This is a genomic window from Micromonospora sp. GCM10011542, assembly GCF_042650685.1.
In the GTDB taxonomy this organism is placed as follows: Bacteria; Actinomycetota; Actinomycetes; order Mycobacteriales; family Micromonosporaceae; genus Micromonospora.
This window is the reverse complement of sequence record NZ_JBHSBO010000024.1, coordinates 1-18,634: the sequence shown is the minus strand read 5'-3', so window position 1 is coordinate 18,634 and position 18,634 is coordinate 1. Positions and strand designations below refer to the sequence as shown.

The following is an 18,634-nucleotide window of genomic DNA, read 5'->3' as shown; positions in this document are numbered from 1 at the left end:
GCGGCCCGCACCGCGTCCATTTCCGCTGGCCGCGATCAACCGCCGGCTCGGAAGTCGTACCGGTCGAAGGTCTCCTGGGTACGGGTGAACCGGTAGGTCGCCCAGTGCATCCGGACCACCGTCCCGCGCTCGTCCCGGGTCAACCGGAGCAGCTCACCGGCCTCCCGCCCGGAGACCGTCCGGAACACGTCCGGCCGGTCCGGCAGCGGTGTGAAGACCGCCGGCGGGCGCCCCGGCGGGTCACCGGCGCCCCGGGCCCGCAGGGCGCCGTCGTGCCAGGAGAAGACGTACTCGAAGCCCTCACCCCACCAGCGGCCGAGCAGTCCGCGCAGCGCCGCCGGGGCCGGCGGCCCGGGCCGCCAGGGCTCGACCTCGGCCGGGTCGTGCTCGACCGCGGCGGCCAGCAGCGCGTGCGGCAGGTCGAACAGCTCGGCGGCGGTGCCGGAGGAGCCGAGCACCGCGCAACCCATCGCCCCGGCCGTGCCCTCGCCGCCCCGCCGGCCGTACACGGCGGCCAGGAAACCCGGCATCGCGCCGTCGTGCCCGACGTGCAGCACCCGCTCGCCCTGCGGAACCAGGATCAGCCCCAGCCCGAAGCCGGCGCTCCAGAGCGTCTCGTCGGTGGTGGTCAGCGGCCAGCGCATCTCGTCCAGGGTGCCCGGGGCGAGCACCGCGCCGGCCGGGTCGAGCGCCGCCGGGTCGGCGAGGAACGCCGCCCAGCGGGCCATGTCGGTGGCCGTGCTCCAGAGCTGGGCGGCCGGGCCGACCGCGCCGAAGTCCGTCGGCGGCTCCGGGTGCGCCTCGTCGGAGTACGCGTCGACCAGGAACCCGGTGGCCGCTGCCGGCCCGGGGGTCACGGTGGTGTCGGTCAGTCCCAGGGGTGTCAGGACCCGCTCGGCGAGCACCTGCGCCCAACCGCCGCCACGCAGCCGGGCCACCAACTGCCCGAGCACGGCCAGCCCCAGGTTGGAGTAGTGGAAGCGACGGGCCGGAGGCAGCACCCGCTCGGCCCGGTCCAGCTCGCCGACCAGCCGCCGCGCGTCCGGCGCGCGCAGGGTGTCCCAGACGTCGCCGTACGGCTCGCGTTGCAGGCCACCGGTGTGCGACAGCAGCCGGCGTACGGTCAGCTCGCCGTGCGCCGGCAGGTCCAGGTACCGACCGACCGGGTCGTCCAGGTCGAGCAGCCCGTCGTCGCGGCACTGCAGGACGAGCACCGCCGTGAAGGTCTTGGTGACCGAGCCGATCCGGAACTGGGTACGCGCGTCGAGCGCCGCGTCGGTGCCGGTGCCGCCGACGGTGCAGCTCCACAGCGGCCGGTCGGCCCGGTGCAGGGCCGCCGACACCGCCGGGACCCGCCCCTGCGCCTGCACCCGGCGGACCAGCCGGGCCAGCCGGTCGTTCGCGCCGGGCTCGGTGCTCACGTCAGGTCCCGGGCGAGCATCGGGCCGAGCGGGGCACCGCCGAGCAGGTGCGCGTGCACGTGGAACACCTCCTGCCCGCCGTACGCGCCGGTGTTGAACATCAGCCGGAAGCCGTCGCCGAGCAGGCCCTCCTCCTCGGCCACGGCGGCGGCCGTGGCCAGCACCTCGGCGGCCAGCGCCGGGTCACCCTGGGCGAGGGTGGCCACGTCGGCGTAGTGCTCCTTCGGAATCACCAGGACGTGCACCGGCGCCTTCGCGTCGATGTCGCGAAAGGCGAGGGTGCTGGCGGTCTCGCGGACCACGGTGGCCGGGATCTCCCCGGCGACGATGCGGCAGAACAGGCAGTCGGATCCCATCGGGGCAGTGTAAGGACGAACGGGGGCGCTCCGGCATGCGCCGCCGGACCGTTGGCAAGGGCCCCTTGTTATCGCCTGCGGTAGAGGAAGGGGCCCCTCCTTACATCTGTGTGGGTTGCGGCAGGATGGCCGGCATGACGGATCGGGCGGTACTGGTGACCGGGGCCTCGCGCGGCATCGGCCGGGCGGTGGCGGCGGCGTTCGCGGCCGGCGGCGACCGGGTGGCGATCCACCACCGCGACTCGGCCGACGCGGCCGAGGCCCTGCGCGCCCAGCTACCGGGTGACGGGCACGTGGTGGTCCGCGCCGACCTCACCGACCCGGACGCCGTCCGCGCCATGGTGGACCGGGCCGCCGAGCTGCTCGGCGGGCTGGACGTGCTGGTCAACAACGCCGGGGTGTACGGCGAGCGGGACGCCCCGCACCCGATCTTCGGTGCCTCGTACGACGAGTGGCAGCGGCAGTGGCGGCAGGTGGTGGAGACCAACCTGACCGGCGCGGGCAACGTCACCTGGTGCGCCGCCCAGCACATGCGCGGGCGCGGCGGGCGGATCGTCAACGTCTCGTCCCGGGGCGCGTTCCGGGGCGAGCCGGACCAGCCGGCGTACGGGGCGAGCAAGGCGGGCCTGAACGCGCTGGGTCAGTCCCTCGCGGTGGCCCTGGCCCCGTACGGCATCGCCGTCGCCACCGTCGCGCCGGGTTTCGTCGAGACCGACATGACCACCGAGCACCTGCGCGGTGAGCGCGGCGCGGCGATCCGGGCGCAGAGCCCCTTCGACCGGGTGGCCCGGCCGGAGGAGATCGCCGCCGCGGTGCACTGGCTGGCCTCGCCGCAGGCCGAGTGGGCGTCCGGCACCATCGTCGACCTCAACGGCGCGTCCTACCTGCGCAGCTGACCACGCCGGGCGAACGGCCGGCCGCCGGGAGGTGGGGTGCCCGCCCGCCGGGGGTAAGTCTCTCCGGCATGGGCGACTCCACGCTGCTGGACCTCTCCGCCGACTACCGGGTGGTCGACGGTCACGACAACGATCCGGTCCTGCTGCGTCCCGACGGCACCCCCGTCGAGACCTGGCGCGAGGACTACCCGTACGACGAGCGGATGGACCGCGACGAGTACGACCACCACAAGCGGCTGCTCCAGATCGAACTGCTCAAGCTCCAGGACTGGATCAAGGAGTCCGGTGAGCGGCTGGTGATCCTCTTCGAGGGCCGGGACGCGGCCGGCAAGGGCGGCACCATCAAGCGGTTCATGGAGCACCTGAACCCGCGCGGCGCCTCGGTGGTGGCGTTGGCCAAGCCCGACGAGCGGGAGTCCGGCCAGTGGTACTTCCAGCGCTGGCTGGCGCACCTGCCGGCGGCCGGTGAGATCGTGCTCTTCGACCGCTCCTGGTACAACCGGGCCGGGGTGGAGCGGGTGATGGGCTTCTGCACCCGCAAGGAGTACCTGGAGTTCCTCCGCCAGGCCCCGGAGCTGGAACGGATGCTGGTGCGCTCCGGCATCCGGCTGGTCAAGTTCTGGTTCTCGGTGTCGCGCAACGAGCAGCGCACCCGCTTCGCCATCCGCCAGGTCGACCCGGTGCGGCAGTGGAAGCTGTCTCCGATGGACATCGCCTCGCTGGACCGGTGGGACGAGTACACCGAGGCCAAGGAGGCGATGTTCTTCTGGACCGACACCGCCGACGCGCCGTGGACGGTGGTGAAGAGCAACGACAAGAAGCGGGCCCGGATCGAGGCGATGCGGCACGTGCTGCACCGCTTCGAGTACGCCGGCAAGGACCCGGCGGTGGTCGGCACGCCGGACCCGCTGATCATCGGCCCGGCAGGGCTGGACCTGAACCCCGAGGAGGAGCCCGTGCCGGTCTTCCCCCGCCCCTGACCCTGCGGAGCTACCAGCGGGACAGGCGGGTGGAGAGGACGCTGAGAGCGGCCACGCCGGCGGTGGAGGTACGCAGGACCGCCGGGCCGAGTCGTACGGGCTTCGCACCGGCCTCGCGGAACGCGGTCAGCTCGGCGGAGGCGATGCCACCCTCCGGGCCGACCACCAGCACGATCTCCCCGGCGGTCGGCAGGTCGGCCGTGGTCAGCCGGTCGCCGGCCTCCTCGTGCAGCACGAACGCGGCGGCGGCACCGGCGATGCGGCGGGCCACGGTGGCGGTGGACTCGTCCGGGGCGCCGGCCACCACCGGCAGCCACGCCCGGCGAGCCTGCTTGGCAGCCTCCCGGGCGGTCGCGACCCATTTTTCCCGGGCCCGTACGCCCCGCTCGCCGCGCCACTGGGTCACCGAGCGGGAGGCGGACCAGGGCACGATCTCGTCCACCCCGACCTCGGTCATCGCCTGCACGGCCAGCTCGCCCCGGTCGCCCTTGGCGATGCCCTGCACCACGACCAACCGGGGGACGGGCGCGTCCACGTACCCCCGGCTGGTGACGTCGAGTTCGAGGCTGCCCCGGCCGACGGCCGTGACCACGGCGGTCGCCGTGCCGCCCCGGCCGTCGGCGAGCAGCAGTTCCTCGCCCACCCGCAACCGTTGCACGGTGGCGGCGTGATGACCCTCGGGGCCGTCGAGGGTCATCGAGTCGGCGGTGGGCAGCGACTCGACCAGGAACAGCGGCGCGGACACGTCAGGCGTGGCCGTTGAAGGCGTCGCGCATGCGGGAGAAGAAGCCGCCCTGCTTGGTCAGCTCGGCGACCTCCTCGCCGCGGGTCTTGGCGAAGTCGCGCAGCATCTTCTCCTGGTCGGCGTCCAGCTTGGTGGGCGTCCGCACGTCCAGGTGCACGTAGAGGTCGCCGCGGCCGGTGCCGCGCAGGTGCGGCACGCCCCGGGCGCGCAACCGCAGTGTGCTGGCCGGCTGCGTGCCGGCCTTCACGTCGACGGTCTCCTCGCTGTCCAGCGTCTTGATCGTGAGTCGGGTGCCGAGCGCCGCGGCGGTCATCGGCACGGTGACCCGGCAGTGCAGGTCGTCGCCCTTGCGCGAGTAGACGTCGTGCGGGCGCTCGTGGATCTCCACGTAGAGGTCGCCGGCGGTGCCGCCACCCGGGCCCACCTCGCCCTGCTGCGCCAGCCGGATCCGCATGCCGTCCTCGACACCGGCCGGGATCTTGACGGTCAGCGACCGGCGGGTACGCACCCGGCCGTCGCCCGCGCAGGTGGGGCAGGGGTGCGGGATGGTGGTGCCGTAGCCCTGGCAGACGGTGCACGGGCGAGCCGACACGACCTGGCCGAGGAAGGTGCGCTGTACCGACTGCACCTCGCCCCGGCCGCCGCACGCCTCACAGGTGGCCAGGTGGGTGCCGGCGGCGGTGCCGGCGCCGGAGCAGGTGGTGCAGAGCACCGCGGTGTCGACCGTGATCGGCGCCTCGACGCCGAACGCCGTCTCGTGCAGGTCGAGCTCAAGCCGCAGGATCGCGTCGGCGCCCGGCCGGGTGCGCGGACGCGGGCCGCGCGCGCCACCGGCCGCGCCACCGAAGAACGCGTCCATGATGTCCTGGAAACCGACGAACGGGCCGGCCCCGCCGGGGCCACCCGGGCCACCGGCGCCGCCGCCACCGGGGGCGAGGGGGTCGCCGCCCAGGTCGACGATCTGCCGTTTCCGATCGTCCGAGAGGACCTCGTACGCGGCGTTGATGTCCTTGAACTTCTCCTGTGCCTCCGGGTCCGGATTGACGTCCGGGTGGAACTGGCGCGCCAGCTTGCGGTAGGCACGCTTGATCTCGTCGTCGGAGGCTTCCCGGCTCACACCGAGGATGCCGTAGTAGTCCCTGGCCACTGCGTTCCGTGTCCTCATGTTCGTCTCGCGTTGCGCCGGTCGGCGGCCGGAGCCGGCCGTCGGCCCTGACTGGTCAGTTCTGGGCCAGCAGCTCGCCCACGTAGCGTGCCACGGCGCGTACCGTGGCGATGGTGCCGGGGTAGTCCATCCGGGTCGGCCCCAGCACCCCCAGGCCGCCCACGATGGTGGCGCCCGGGCCGTAGCCGGTGCTCACCACCGAGGCGGCGCGGAGGTTGTCGAACTCGTTCTCGTCGCCGATCAGCACCCGGGTCGTGCTCGGCTCGGTCTCGCCGATGAGCTTGAGCAGCACGACCTCCTCCTCCAGCGCCTCGAGGATCGGCCGCAGCGAGCCCTGGAAGTCGAGCAGGCCGCCCCGGGTGAGGTTGGCGGTGCCGGCCAGCGCGATGCGTTCCTCGTGCCGCTCGACCAGCGTCTCCAGCAGCACCGTGGAGAGGGTGGTCATGGCCGGGCGCAGGGTGGTGGGCACCTCCTCGACCAGGGCCTGCACCAGCGGCGGCGTGTCGGACAGCCGGCTGCCGGTCAGCTTCTCGTTGATCAGCCGGCGCAGGTCGGTGACGTCGTCGGCGGGGACCGGGCCGGGCAGCTCCACCAGCCGCTGTTCGACCCGCCCGGTGTCGGCGATCATCACGAGCATCAGCCGGGTCGTGGAGATCGGCACCAGCTCCAGGTGCCGGACCGAGGAGCGGGCCAGGCTCGGGTACTGCACCACGGCGACCTGCCGGGTGAGCTGGGCGAGCAGCCGTACGGTGCGGTGCACCACGTCGTCGAGGTCGACCGCGCCGACCAGGAAGCGCTCGATGGCCCGGCGCTCGGCCGGGCTGAGCGGCTTGACCCGGGAGAGCCGGTCCACGAAGAGCCGGTAGCCGCGGTCGGTGGGCACCCGGCCCGCGCTGGTGTGCGGCTGCCGGATGTAGCCCTCCTCCTCCAGCACCGCCATGTCGTTGCGGACGGTGGCCGGGGACACCCCGAGCTGGTGCCGCTCGACCAGCGCCTTGCTGCCGACCGGCTCCTGGGTCGAGACGTAGTCCTCGACGATCGCGCGGAGCACGGCGAGCTTGCGGTCGTCGAGACCCATCCTCCGCACCTCCTGTCGCACGTCGGCCGCCGGCATGATGGGCCGGCGGACCGTCCTGGCACTCGACTGTAGCGAGTGCCAGTCTACGTCGGCGGACCCGGCCGCGCGATGATCAACGAGGTCGCTGTCCGTTCAGCCGGGCCGCCCCGCCGGTCCCGCTCTGGTGTGGCGTTGCCACCGGCCCCTACCGTGACATCCATGACTGAACCACCTCGTCCCCCCGGCGCGGGGGACTCCGGCGGCTACCCGCCGGAGCCGACCTCGCCGCCGGCAGCCCCTGGCCCGGCCGCGTCGGCCGAGCCACCCACCGCACCACTGTCCGGGGCACCCGGGCCGGGCGGCTATCCCCCGGCCGGCGGCTATCCACCGCCCACCGGTGGCCAACCGCCGTCGGGCGGCTACCCTCCGCCGGGCGGCTATCCCCCACCGGGCGGCTACCCACCGGCAGGCGGCTACCCGGGGGGCGCCTACGGACCAGCCGCCGGCTTTGCCACCAACGAGGACAAGACCTGGGCGCTGGTGGCGCACTTCGGCGGCGCACTCGGCGCGCTGATCAGCTTCGGCCCGCTCGGCTTCGTCGCGCCACTGATCGCCTACCTGGTCCGCGGGCAGCAGTCCCCGGCCGTCCGGGCGCACGCGCTGGCCGCGCTGAACTTCCAGATCCTCTGGTCGATCATCGCGTTCGTGCTGCTCTTCGTGAGCTGGTGCCTGCTCTTCCTGCCCAGCGTCGCGGTCGTGGTGATCCAGATCGTGTTCGGGATCATCGGCGGGATGAAGGCGAACGAGGGCACGCACTACCGCTACCCGATGTCCGCCAGCTTCATCAAGTGACCCGGGTCGGCCGCTCCCCCGGCCGGCCCGGCGCACCCGCCCGCTCAGGGCAGCAGGTCGCGTACCACGGCGTCGGCGAGCAGCCGGCCGCGCAGCGTGAGCACCGCCCGGCCGGCGGCGTACTCCGGCGCAGCCAGCAGCCCGCCGGCCAGCGCCCGCTCGGCGCCCGCCCGGCCGGCGTCGTCCAGCACCGCCAGCGGCAGGCCGGTGGCCAGCCGCAGCCGGAGCATGACGTCCTCCATGTGTGCCTCGTCGCCGGTGAGCACCTCCCGGGCCAGGCCCGGTGACACGCCGGCGGCCAGCCGCTCCGCGTACGCCGACGGGTGCTTGACGTTCCACCAGCGCACCCCACCGACGTGGCTGTGCGCCCCCGGACCCAGGCCCCACCAGTCCGCGCCGGTCCAGTAGAGCAGGTTGTGCCGGCACCGGGCCGCCTCGGTGCGCGCCCAGTTGGAGACCTCGTACCAGGAGAAACCAGCCTCGTCGAGCGCGGCCTCCGCGGCCAGGTAGCGGTCCGCGGCGACGTCGTCGCTGGGGTACGGCAGCTCGCCGCGACGCATCCGGGCGGCGAGCCGGGTGCCGTCCTCCACAATCAGTGCGTACGCGCTGACGTGGTCCACCCCCGCGGCCACCACCTGTTCCAGCGAGGCCGCGAAGTCCTCGGCCCGCTCCCCCGGCGTGCCGTAGATCAGATCCAGGTTCACGTGCTCGAAGCCGGCGTCGCGCGCCTCCAGTGCGGCGGCGGTGGCCCGGCCCGCGCTGTGCTTGCGGTCCAGGATCGCCAGCACCCCGGGCGCGGCGGACTGCATGCCGAGCGAGATCCGCGTGTAGCCGGCCGCCCGCAGCGTCCTGAGCGACTCTGGGGTGACCGATTCGGGGTTGGCCTCGGTGCTCACCTCGGCGTCGGCGGCCAACCCCCAGGTGCGGTCGATGCCGTCCAGGATGCGCGCCAGGTCGTCGGCGGGGAGCAGGGTCGGCGTGCCTCCACCGACGAAGACGGTGTCGACCCGGGGCGGTGGGCTCTCGCCGAGCACCCGGGCGGCGAGCGCCAGTTCGGCCAGCACGGTGTCGGCGTACCCCTCGCGGCTGGCGCCACCGCCCAGCTCGGCCGAGGTGTAGGTGTTGAAGTCGCAGTAGCCGCAGCGGCTCGCGCAGAACGGCACGTGCACGTACACGCCGAAACCGCGCGCGCCGACCGCGGCGGTCGCGGCAGCGGGCAGCGAACCGTCGACGGGGACGGTCTCACCATCTGGAAGGACGCCGGGCATGGCCACTAGTGTGCCCGGCATGACCTCTCCCGACGTGCTCGTGCGGGTCTCCACGGCCCGCGGGGTGACCACCCTCACCCTGGACAGCCCGCACAACCGCAACGCGCTCTCCACCGGCCTGATGACCCAGCTGCTCGCCGGGCTGGCCGAGGCGGTCGCCGACGACACGGTCCGGGTGATCGTGCTCGACCACACCGGCCCGGTCTTCTGCTCCGGCGCGGATCTCAAGGAGACCGCCGCCGCGTACGCCAGCGGGTCGGTGCCGGCCGGGATGCTCGGCGACGTGCTGGCCGCGGTCTGGGAGTGCCCCAAGCCGGTGGTGGCGCGGGTGGCGGGGCCGGCGCGGGCCGGCGGGCTGGGGCTGATCGCCGCGGCGGACCTGGCGGTCTGCGCCGACGAGGCGACGTTCGCCTTCACCGAGGTGCGGATCGGGGTGATCCCGGCGGTGATCTCGGCGACCGTGCTGCCCCGGCTGCACCCGCGCGCCGCGGCCGAGCTGTACCTGACCGGGGACACCTTCGACGGCCGACGGGCCGCCGAGATCGGTCTGGTCACCGCCGCCGTCCCGGCCGACGAGCTGGACGCGGCGGTGCGGCGGTTCTGCGACTCGCTGGTCCGCGGCGCTCCGGGCGCGCTGGCCGGCGCGAAGGAGCTGCTGCGCCGGCCGGGTACCGCTGAGCTGCGCGGCGAGCTGGCCCGGCTCTCCGCGTTGTCGACCGGCTACTTCCTCTCCGAGGAGGGCCGCGAGGGGGTCCTGGCGTTCCGGGAAAAACGACCGGCGAGCTGGGTGCCCGCTCTCGACGGCTGAGCCTCCCGAGAGGTCGGGCCAGGCGGGACGGCGATGCCTTCACCGTGCATCGGTGGGCGTCGCACCGGTTGCGGGCACGGCAGGCGATGGACCGATCAGCGGCGAACCCGGCCGGACGGAAGGGCGATACGGGCAGGTGAGACCGCGGGCGGAACGGGAACCTCCGGTCGGTGCGGGGCCGGCCAGCCGGGGAGAGACCGGTCGGAGGACCCGGATCGGACCAACGGGGACGTACGCTTGTCGGACTGTCGATCTGGGGGTGTGGGTGCGAACTCGGGCAGCCGTGGCGGGTGGCGTGGTTCTCGTTCTCTTCGCCGTTACCGCGATCTGGCTCGTGGTGCGGCATTTCGGAGACCAGTTGCGACTGCCGCTGTCGGCGCGGACCTGCACGGTCCAGGCCGACGGCCGGGTCGCCCTGGACGTCGACCAGATGGCCAACGCGGCGACCATCGCGGCGATCGGCGCGCAGCGTGGGATGCCCGAGCGGGCCGTGGTGGTGGCGCTGGCCACCGCCTACCAGGAGTCCGGGCTGCGTAACCTGGCCGACGGCGACCGCGACTCGGTCGGCCTGTTCCAGCAGCGCCCGAGCCAGGGCTGGGGCACACCGACGCAGATCCGGGACCCGCGCTACGCGGCCACCCGGTTCTACACGGCGCTGAAGAAGGTGCGCGGCTGGCAGGAGATGCGGGTCACCGACGCCGCGCAGCGGGTGCAGCGTTCGGCGTACCCGGAGGCGTACCAGAAGTGGGCCGCCGACGCCGAGGTGCTCAGCCGTGCTCTGCTGGGCGATGCGACCGGTGCGGTCGCCTGCACGGTGCGGAGCACCCCGGTGATGCGCGGTGCGACCGCGGCGGCGGCGTTGACCCGCAACCTCGCGCTGGACTGGGGGTTGTCCGGCACCACGCCGGCGGACCTGACCGGCCTGGCGGTGGCTGCGAGCGACCAGCGCGACGGCTGGCGGTACGCGCACTGGCTGGTCTCGCACGCGCAGGACCACGGGGTGAAGCGGGTGCGCTTCGGCGACCTGGAGTGGACCGCCCGCGACGGCACCTGGGCCCGGGTGAGCGACGACCCGACCACCGCCGGCCGGGTGGTCGCCGAGGTCTTCGCGGACGCCTGACGACCCGGATCTCCTTACCGGCAGTGACCGCACAATCGGGCACCTACCCGTGAAAGCGACAATTGCCTTCGACACGCTGACCGTATGGAGCGGTTCCACTGCTCATGGTCCGACCGACCCCGCGACACGTCGCGGGCCCTCCCCAGCACCGAGATCCGCGCGTTACGATCGGCGGCCTGTGCCAGAAATGGTTTTCGCCTCATGGGGAGGGGTACGACGCGGTGTTCGATTACGGCGACCGGACCGGCTACGAACCGATCAGCGACACTGACCGCAAGGAGTTCCACGAGCAGGGCTTCCTCCTGCTGCGCAACGTCCTGACGGAGGACCACCGGGCGGCGCTGGAGGCGGCGGTCGACCGCGTCTACGCGGAGGAGCAGGCCAAGGGCACCACCACCAAGGACGGGACCCTGCACCTGCTGGGCTTCCTGGAGCGCGACGAGCTCTTCGGTGAGCTGCTGACCCACCCGATCACGTTCCCGTACATGTGGGGGCTGGCCGGCTGGAACATCTACACCCACCACAACCACCTGGACGTCACCCCGCCGGCCGCCGAGCCGGAGAAGCCGTACTGGGGTTGGCACCAGGACGGGTACCGGCAGAACTCCGACCCGGAGACGATGGACCCGAACCTGCCCCGCCCGATGTTCTCGCTCAAGGTCGCGTACGTGCTCTCCGACCTGTCCGAGACCGGTCGCGGCGCCACCAAGGTCATCCCGGGCAGCCACCTGAAGAACTCGCTGCCCCGCCCGGCGGACCTCACCGTGCAGAACCCCGACCCGGAGGGCACGGTGGAGATCACCGCCAACCCCGGCGACGCGTTCATCTTCGACCGCCGGCAGTGGCACTCCCGGTCGACGAACCTGTCGACGATCACCCGCAAGATGCTCTTCGTCGGCTACACCTATCGGTGGATCCGGCCGCTCGACGAGCTGCACCCGGACGTCAATGGTGAGTGGTACCGCAACCGCACGCCGGTGCAGCGCCAGCTGATCGGCGAGGGCACGCACACCGCCAACTACTGGGGCATCAACTGGGACGGGTACGTCGACGACGAGATCCCGCTGCGCAAGGAGCTCAAGGAGCGCGGTCTGCTCGACCGCAGCATCCCCTGGCTGCGCTGATCCGCCAGAGGGGCCCCCTGTCATCCAGAAGGCGATGACAGGGGGTCCCTCTTTTCCACCCCGGTGCCGCGCGACCGTCCGCCGCCGCTCGGCCGACCGGACGGCGCAGGCCGTTGCGGCCGCCCGGCACTGGTGTGTTCGGTAGCGTGGCTGGTGGCACGAAGTGCCAGGTTGCCAGCTCCTCCGCCCCGGTGCGGGGTGCCACAGGAGGCAGACGCGGTGACGTCCAGTCCGCTCCCCCGGATCCTCCGCCGGCGCGGCGAGCCGGAATATCCGACCTTCCTGGAGCTCTTCTTCGACCTGGTCTACATCTTCCTGTTCTCCCGGCTCGCCGCCGGGCTGGCCAACGACCTCAGCGTCCGGGGCGCGGCGCAGACCGCCGTCCTGCTGATGGCGGCGTGGTGGGTCTGGGTGCTGACCGCGTGGCTCACCGACCTGTTCAACCCGCGCCTGCCGATCATCCAGATCACCGTCCTCCTGGTCATGTTCGGCACCCTGCTGATGGCGATCGCGACGCCGTACGCCTTCGGCGAGTACGGCTGGCTCTTCGTCGCGGCGTACTTCGGCATCCACCTGGTCCGGGACGCCGTGCTCATCCCCGGCACCCGGGTGAACCCACTGATCCAGGCCCGGAGCATCCGGGTGTTCTTCTGGTTCGGCGTCACCGCCGCGCCGTGGGTGGCCGGGGTGTTCGTGGACGAGACCGGCCGGCTGGCGCTCTGGTCGCTCGCGGTGGCGGTCGACCTCGGCTCGGCCCGGGTCGGCTGGCCGACGCCGCGGCTCGGGCGCACCGAGCTCGGCAGCCAGATCTTCATCGGGGTCCACCTCGCCGAGCGGCACCGGGAGATCTTCATCATCTCGCTTGGCGAGCTGGTCCTGAGCGCCGGCTTGGGGCTTGCCGGCAGCGAATTCCAGGCCGGCCGGGTGGCCGCGAGCGCCGTCGCGTTCGCCAGCGCGGTCCTGCTCTTCCAGCTCTACTTCCAGCGGGTCCGGCGGCTCCTGGCGCCACCGACCGTCGCGTCGGTGGAACGGGTCCGCCCCGGCACCTCCACCTCGTACAGCCACCTGGTGATGGTCGCCGGGGTGGTGGCGGTGTCGACCGGTATCTCGCTGGTCATCCACCGGCCGCTCGGCGACGCACCGACGGTTCCGGTGGCGACGGTCATCCTCGCCGGCCCGGTCCTGTTCCTGCTCGGGGGCTGCCTGCTCGACGCCGTGGTGACCGGCCGGATCCTCTGGTCCCGGGCGCTGGGGGTGGTGGTGCTGTGCGTCCTGGCGCCCGCGATCGCCCAGCTGCCACCGCTCGCCGTCCTGATGGTGGCGAACCTGGTCCTGCTGCTCATCCTCGTCGGCGAGACGCTGGCCCCGCACTCACGACTGGTCCGGGTCACCGCGCCGACCGGGTGAGGGCCACCCGAGCGCCGGCGGCATCGGCGTACGCGCGTGCAGCCGGGTGCTCACCAGGTTCGCCACGGCGATCAGAGCCAGGACGGTCATGGCGAGCAACGCGACCATGACCGGCGGCAGCAGGGACGCGGCCGGCGCCACGCCGGCCAGCAGCACCAGCCCGGCCAGCCGGGACCGCGAGATCCGGCCGAACACGGTGTAGTCGAGCACGCCACGGCCGACCAGGAACAGCGCCGGTCCACCGAGGATGACCGCGGCCCAGGACGGTGGCGTCTCGCCGAACGGGCGGACGACGACAAGGTGGCTGGTGACCGCCGCGCCGCCGATCCCGGCCACCATGATCAGATGGGTGACCGCGGCGGACTGGGTGAGCAGCGACGGGTTCGTCGACCGGGCGATCGCATCGGTCAGCAGTTCGCCGGCACGGTAGATGTAGATCCGCCACATCAGCACCACGATGGTGAACACCACCACCAGGGCTCCGCCTCGTCCCATGGTGTATTCGCTCAGGCTGAACGTCGTCCCGGTCACCAAAATCGACACGCCGAGGGCGACGATCACGAACTGCCGGTAGCGCTCGGCCACCCGCTCGCCCACCATCCGCCACTCGCGCGCATGTGAGCGGCCGAACCGGGGCACCGGCCAGCCGAACGCGGCGCCGGTGTACTCGACGGCGACCGCCAGCGCCCAGAGCGGCAACCGGGTCGGGCCGTCGACGAGCGCCCCACCGATCCAGCCGATGCCGGCGACGGCCTCCCAGCAGAAGACCCGGCCAGCGCGGCGCAACTCGGTCGCGTCGCGGACGAGCAGCAGGTAATAGCTGGCCGAGCCGAGGTGGATGACCAGGTAGGTGGTCGCGAAGAGCAAGCCACGCCCGTCGTACGCCTCGGGCACGACCGCGGCCAGCAGCAGGCTGGCCGCCGCCACCCCGATGACCTGCACCTGTACCGCCGGGCGGCTCAGTTCGACGGTGTCCGCCGCCCACGTGGTCAGCGCCCAGACCAGCGTGAACGCGAGCAGCAGCACCAGCGTCTCGGCGAAACCGGTCCAGGTCAGGTTGTCGGCCATCACCTCGGCCAGGGAGGCCAGCGCGAAGACGTAGACCAGGTCGAAGAAGAGCTCCAGGAACGCCGGGCGGCTCGGATCCGGTCGGGTGGTGTCCGCCGCTCCGGCGTCACCGTCCGCTGCCATCGACATCGCGCCCCATCCGGCCCCGCCGCACGCCCTCCGTCGACGACACTACGGGACCGGCGACCAGGGAAAGCTGACCTTCGCCGCAACCCCGATCCGGTACGCGTGGGTCCGCGTCACCGGCGACAGCGGCTGGCCCACCCGCCAGCCCTCCCCGCGCTGGCGGTCCGCCCGGCCCGGCGGTCAACCCGGCCCGGCGGTCAGCCCTGGGCGGCCAGGCGGCGGCGTACCTTCTCCCGGATCCGCACCGGCAGGTCCTCCGCGTCGAGAAGCCGGGGCAACAGCTCCGGCTCCAGGCTGGTGGCCCGGAACACCTCGCCGATGGTCACCCCGTGCGCCGGCCGGTCCACCACCTCGACCGGGTCGCCGGCGCCCACCTCGCCCTCCTGGAGCACCCGCAGGTACGCCCCGGGGGTCGCGCGTGCGGTGAACCGCCGGATCAGGTCCGGCACACCCCAGAAACCGGCGAACGTGGTGCACGGGGTACGCGGCGTGGTGACCTGGAGCACCGCCGTTCCGATCGACCACTGCTCGCCGATCACCGCGCCGGTCACATCGACCGCGTAGGTGGTCAGGTTCTCGCCGAAGCCGCCGGCCCGGATCGACCGGCCCAACTCGCCCGCCCACCAAAGGGCGTCCTCTTCGGCGTACGCGTAGACGGCCTGGTCCGGCCCGCCGTGGTGGGCCCGCTCGCCGATGAAGTCGCCGGCCAGCCCGCCGGCGCGCACCAGCACCGGCCCGTCCACCGGCCGCTTGTCGATGCCGCTGCGGCCGCTCGCGTCGCCGGCCCACTCCGCCTCGGTCACCACGCCGAGGTTCACCGCTGCCACCCTGCCCGTCATGACCGCCAGCCTAGTGTGGACCCGCGGCGATCCCGCTCCTGGCGAATCAGCCCTTGACGGCTCCGGCCACCAGGCCGGAGACCATCCGCCGCTGCACCAGGAGGAAGAAGATGATCACCGGGAGGGTGAACAGGGTGGAGGCCGCCATCACCGGCCCCCAGTTGGTGTCGTCCCGGCCGAAGAAGAAGGTCATCGCCACCGGCAGGGTGTAGCGACCCTGGTCGTTGATGAACGTCAGCGCGAAGATCAGCTCGTTCCACGCGGTGATGAACGAGAAGATGCTGGTGGCCACCAGGCCGGGCGCGACCAACGGGAAGAGGATCAGGCGGAAGGTCTGGGCCCGGGTGGCCCCGTCGATCGCCGCCGCCTCCTCCAACTCCTTCGGCACCGCGGCCACGAAACCGCGCAGCATCCACACCGCGAACGGCAGCGAGAAGCCGAGGTACGTGAGGATCAGGCTGGGCAGGGTGTTGTAGAGCCCCAGCCGCTGGATCATCAGGAACAGCGGGATGACCAGCGCCTCGAGCGGGATCATCTGCACCACCAACAGCATGATCAGGAAGCTGGTCCGCAGCCGGAACCGGAACCGGGCCACCGCGGTCGCGGCGAGCAGCGCGACCAGGCCGCTGAGCACCACCGTGGAGACCGCGACCAGCGCGCTGTTGAGGAAGAAGTCGGCGAAGCTCACGCCGGGGATCAGGTTGCCGGTCAGGATCTCCCGGTAGTGCGCCAGCGTCGGGTGCGTCGGCACCGGCTGCGGCGTGGACGAGAAGATCTCCCTGCTCGGCTTCAGCGAGGTGGCGATCATCCAGTAGACCGGGAAGGCCGCGAAGAGCGCGACCAGCAGCCCGGCGCCGTTGAGGGCGACCTTCTTCACGACTCGTCCTCCTGCCTGAGCACCATCCGCACGTAGAAGCCGGTCACCACGAGCAGGATCAGCGTGAGGATCACCGCGATGGCCGCGCCGAGGCCGTACTTCGGCGGTGGCGAGAACGCCTCGGCGTACGAGTAGATGGAGAGCATGAACGTCGGCCGGTCCTGGGTGCCGCCGGCCAGCACGAACTGCTGGGTGAAGACCTTGAAGTCCCAGATGGTGGAGAGCACGATCAGGATGCCGAAGACCGGGCGCAGCAGCGGGAAGGTGATGCTCCAGAAGGCCTTCCACGGGCCGGCGCCGTCCACCCGGGCCGCCTCGTGCAGCTCGCTCGGTACGCTCTTCAGCCCGGCCAGCACGCTGACCGCGATGAAGGGGAACGAGTGCCAGACCACCACCAGGGTGAGGATGGCGAAGAACAGCAGCGGCGAGTTGAACCAGCCGTAGCCGGTCCAGTCACTGCGCCCGAAGAGGCTGGTGGACAGCCCGTCCGGCAGCGCGTTGAACAACCAGGTGACCAGGCCGCTGGTGTCGTCGAAGATCCATTTCCAGACGATGGTGCCGGTCAGCGCCGGGGTCGCCCAGGCGAGCATGACGCAGCTGGCCACGAAGGTCGCCATCTTGCGGCCCAGCCGGTTGAGCAACAGCCCGACCAGGGTGCCGAGGATCATCGTGAGCACCACGTTGGCCGCGGCGAACAGGACCGTGTTGCGCAGCACGGTCAGGAAGAACGGGTCCGAGAGGATCTCGGTGTAGTTGCCCAGCCCCACCCACGGCCACTCCCGGTCGCCGCGCAACTGCCGAACGCTGTTCAGCCGGTAGAAGGACATCGCCACCACCTGGCCGAGCGGCCAGAGCAGTAGCACTCCGATGATCACCAGGGCGGGCAGGAGCAGCAGGTAGGGCAGGCGGTCCACCCGGCGACGCCGCCGCGCGGGGGTCTCCCGCGCGGCGGCCGCCTCCGGCGCCTCGGTCAGCGTGGTCACTTGGCGTTGAGGATGCTTTCCATCTCCGCGGCCGCGTCGGCGGTAGCCTTCTCGACCGTCTTCTGACCCTTCATGACCGAGCTGTTCATCGCCTGGGTCACCGTCTTGGTCCGGCTGACCTCCACCCACTTCGGGGTGAGCGGCGTGAGCTTGGTGTTCTGCATGGTGGTGGCGAACGCGGCCATGAACTTGTCGTTGGCGTACGTGTCGCTGGCGACGAGGTCCCGGTAGACCGGGAAGAAGCCGAGGCTGCTGGCGAAGCTCTGGCCGTTCTTCTTGTTCAGCAGCACGGTCAGGTAGTCCCAGGCCAGGTCCTGGCGCTCGCTGTCCTTCCAGATCGCGATGTCGGAGCCGCCGGCGAAGCCGGGCGCCGCCTTGCCGTCCGGACCGGGGATCGGGAACGTGCCCCACACCTTCTCGATGTCGGGGTTGTCCTTCTTGATGGCGCCGCCCTGCCAGCTACCGGCGAAGGCCATCGCCGCCTTGCCGGTGGCGAACTGGGTGCGGGCGTCGATCTCGTTCCACCCGGCGGCGGCCGGCGGGGCGACCTTGTGCACGGTCACCAGGTCGGTCCAGAACTTGACCGCCTTCTGCGCCTGCGGGGTGTTGTAGCCGGACTTCCAGGTGCCGCCCTCGTTGGTGGCGATCTCGCCACCGGCACCCCAGAGGAAGGAGTAGAAGGGCAGCTCGGAGTTGCCGGGCAGCGCGATGCCGTAGGTGTTCGGCTTCTTGGCCTGCACCGCCTTGGCCACGCTGACCAGCTCGTCCCAGGTGGTCGGCGGCTTCACGCCAGCCTCGGCGAACCAGTCGGTGCGGTAGTAGATGCCCCGCACGCCCGCGTACCACGGAACGCCGTACTGCTTGCCGTCGAGCTGGGCGTTGCGCACCAGGTCGGGCAGGATGTCCTTGCCGTCGGCCCAGCCGCCCATCCGGCCGCTGAGGTCGGCGAGCGCCTCCTGCGCGGCCCAGCCCTGGGTCTCGGTGTTGCCCAGTTCGGTGATGTCCGGTCCCTCACCGCCGGCGAGCGCGGCCTGGAACTTCTTGGGCGCCTCGAGCCAGGGGATGTACTGCACCACCACGTCCGTGTCGGGGTGCTTCTGCCGGAACTCGGTTTCGACGCCGTCGAGGAACTTGGTCTGCGCCTCGCCGCCCTCGCCCATCATCCAGACCGTGAGCTTGCTGTCGTCGGCCGCCTTGTCGCTGGAGCCACCACAGCCGGTCAGCACCATCGCGGCCGAGGCCACCACGGCGGTGACCGGGGCCAGCCGCTTCCACCTGTTCACGCCACTTCTCCCCTCGCGCCGCCTGGAACTAACCTTCTCCGCCGCACCTTAGTACGAAGAATTCCTTTACGACAGTGGGCGGACCGGCGGAAGCCTGGCGAACGTACCGCAGGCGGCGGACCCAACGTCGCATGGCACCGGGGCGAAGCTGGGCACAGCAACACGAAAGGGCGCCCGGACCTCTCGGTCCGGGCGCCCGTACGGGAGTGTGTGGTGTTACCGGGTGACGCTGCGGCGACGACCCACACCAGCCACCAGC

Annotated in this window: 18 protein-coding genes; 7 read left to right on the top strand and 11 right to left on the bottom strand. The window is 72.2% G+C overall.

Going from position 1 to position 18,634, the window contains the following annotated elements; translation table 11 throughout:
- Window positions 1-35: 35 nt before the first annotated feature.
- Entirely contained in the window at window positions 36-1,421 is a 1,386-nt protein-coding gene (locus tag ACFOW4_RS07430) for a serine hydrolase domain-containing protein (protein WP_377525695.1), read from the bottom strand.
- On the bottom strand, window positions 1,418-1,777 hold the full coding sequence (locus tag ACFOW4_RS07425) for a histidine triad nucleotide-binding protein (RefSeq protein WP_377525693.1): 360 nt from the start codon (window positions 1,775-1,777) through the stop codon (window positions 1,418-1,420). Before ACFOW4_RS07425 ends, ACFOW4_RS07430 begins: the two co-directional genes overlap by 4 nt.
- Before the next feature lie 134 nt (window positions 1,778-1,911).
- On the opposite strand from ACFOW4_RS07425, the gene ACFOW4_RS07420 reads away from it, so the two are divergent.
- Together ACFOW4_RS07420 and ppk2 are read left to right on the top strand one after the other, a co-directional pair.
- On the top strand, window positions 1,912-2,673 hold the full coding sequence (locus ACFOW4_RS07420; protein WP_377525691.1) for an SDR family NAD(P)-dependent oxidoreductase: 762 nt from the start codon (window positions 1,912-1,914) through the stop codon (window positions 2,671-2,673).
- A gap of 68 nt (window positions 2,674-2,741) precedes the next feature.
- Window positions 2,742-3,653: a polyphosphate kinase 2 gene (gene ppk2 / locus ACFOW4_RS07415; protein WP_377525689.1), complete on the top strand. Its 912-nt coding sequence runs from the start codon at window positions 2,742-2,744 to the stop codon at window positions 3,651-3,653.
- A 10-nt stretch (window positions 3,654-3,663) separates the two neighbouring features.
- Here ppk2 and ACFOW4_RS07410 read toward each other — a convergent pair whose 3' ends face one another.
- From ACFOW4_RS07410 to hrcA, 3 genes are all read right to left on the bottom strand, one after another.
- Entirely contained in the window at window positions 3,664-4,398 is a 735-nt protein-coding gene (locus tag ACFOW4_RS07410) for a 16S rRNA (uracil(1498)-N(3))-methyltransferase (protein WP_377525687.1), read from the bottom strand.
- A 1-nt stretch (window position 4,399) separates the two neighbouring features.
- Window positions 4,400-5,545, bottom strand: a complete 1,146-nt coding sequence (gene dnaJ, locus ACFOW4_RS07405; protein ID WP_377525770.1) for a molecular chaperone DnaJ — start codon at window positions 5,543-5,545, stop codon at window positions 4,400-4,402.
- A gap of 73 nt (window positions 5,546-5,618) precedes the next feature.
- Window positions 5,619-6,641, bottom strand: a complete 1,023-nt coding sequence (gene hrcA, locus ACFOW4_RS07400; RefSeq protein WP_377525685.1) for a heat-inducible transcriptional repressor HrcA — start codon at window positions 6,639-6,641, stop codon at window positions 5,619-5,621.
- A gap of 198 nt (window positions 6,642-6,839) precedes the next feature.
- Here hrcA and ACFOW4_RS07395 point away from each other — a divergent pair, with 198 nt between their 5' ends.
- Window positions 6,840-7,472, top strand: a complete 633-nt coding sequence (locus ACFOW4_RS07395) for a DUF4870 domain-containing protein (protein WP_377525683.1) — start codon at window positions 6,840-6,842, stop codon at window positions 7,470-7,472.
- Between the two features lie 44 nt (window positions 7,473-7,516).
- Here ACFOW4_RS07395 and hemW read toward each other — a convergent pair whose 3' ends face one another.
- The gene (gene hemW / locus ACFOW4_RS07390; RefSeq protein WP_377525767.1) at window positions 7,517-8,740 is read right to left on the bottom strand and encodes a radical SAM family heme chaperone HemW; all 1,224 of its coding nucleotides are present in this window, start codon (window positions 8,738-8,740) and stop codon (window positions 7,517-7,519) included.
- 19 nt (window positions 8,741-8,759) lie between these two features.
- On the opposite strand from hemW, the gene ACFOW4_RS07385 reads away from it, so the two are divergent.
- The 4 genes from ACFOW4_RS07385 (at window position 8,760) to ACFOW4_RS07370 (ending at window position 13,199) form a co-directional block, all read left to right on the top strand.
- The gene (locus tag ACFOW4_RS07385; protein WP_377525682.1) at window positions 8,760-9,548 is read left to right on the top strand and encodes an enoyl-CoA hydratase family protein; all 789 of its coding nucleotides are present in this window, start codon (window positions 8,760-8,762) and stop codon (window positions 9,546-9,548) included.
- 265 nt (window positions 9,549-9,813) lie between these two features.
- On the top strand, window positions 9,814-10,668 hold the full coding sequence (locus ACFOW4_RS07380) for a hypothetical protein (RefSeq protein WP_377525680.1): 855 nt from the start codon (window positions 9,814-9,816) through the stop codon (window positions 10,666-10,668).
- 221 nt (window positions 10,669-10,889) lie between these two features.
- Window positions 10,890-11,792, top strand: a complete 903-nt coding sequence (locus tag ACFOW4_RS07375; RefSeq protein WP_377525679.1) for a phytanoyl-CoA dioxygenase family protein — start codon at window positions 10,890-10,892, stop codon at window positions 11,790-11,792.
- Between the two features lie 219 nt (window positions 11,793-12,011).
- Window positions 12,012-13,199 carry a low temperature requirement protein A gene (locus ACFOW4_RS07370; protein ID WP_377525677.1) on the top strand — a complete coding sequence of 396 codons (1,188 nt, stop codon included), beginning with the start codon at window positions 12,012-12,014 and terminating at the stop codon, window positions 13,197-13,199.
- Here ACFOW4_RS07370 and ACFOW4_RS07365 read toward each other — a convergent pair.
- The 5 genes from ACFOW4_RS07365 to ACFOW4_RS07345 all read right to left on the bottom strand — a co-directional run bounded on the left by ACFOW4_RS07365 (window position 13,164) and on the right by ACFOW4_RS07345 (window position 18,375).
- Window positions 13,164-14,396, bottom strand: a complete 1,233-nt coding sequence (locus ACFOW4_RS07365) for a low temperature requirement protein A (protein WP_377525676.1) — start codon at window positions 14,394-14,396, stop codon at window positions 13,164-13,166. The two genes, ACFOW4_RS07370 and ACFOW4_RS07365, sit on opposite strands and share 36 nt — an antisense overlap.
- Window positions 14,397-14,590: 194 nt before the next feature.
- Complete coding sequence (locus tag ACFOW4_RS07360; protein ID WP_377525674.1) at window positions 14,591-15,232, bottom strand: MOSC domain-containing protein; 642 nt, start codon at window positions 15,230-15,232, stop codon at window positions 14,591-14,593.
- 46 nt (window positions 15,233-15,278) lie between these two features.
- Complete coding sequence (locus ACFOW4_RS07355; RefSeq protein WP_377525673.1) at window positions 15,279-16,109, bottom strand: carbohydrate ABC transporter permease; 831 nt, start codon at window positions 16,107-16,109, stop codon at window positions 15,279-15,281.
- Complete coding sequence (locus ACFOW4_RS07350; RefSeq protein WP_377525671.1) at window positions 16,106-17,092, bottom strand: carbohydrate ABC transporter permease; 987 nt, start codon at window positions 17,090-17,092, stop codon at window positions 16,106-16,108. Before ACFOW4_RS07350 ends, ACFOW4_RS07355 begins: the two co-directional genes overlap by 4 nt.
- Complete coding sequence (locus ACFOW4_RS07345) at window positions 17,089-18,375, bottom strand: sugar ABC transporter substrate-binding protein (protein ID WP_377525670.1); 1,287 nt, start codon at window positions 18,373-18,375, stop codon at window positions 17,089-17,091. Before ACFOW4_RS07345 ends, ACFOW4_RS07350 begins: the two co-directional genes overlap by 4 nt.
- Window positions 18,376-18,634: the final 259 nt, after the last annotated feature.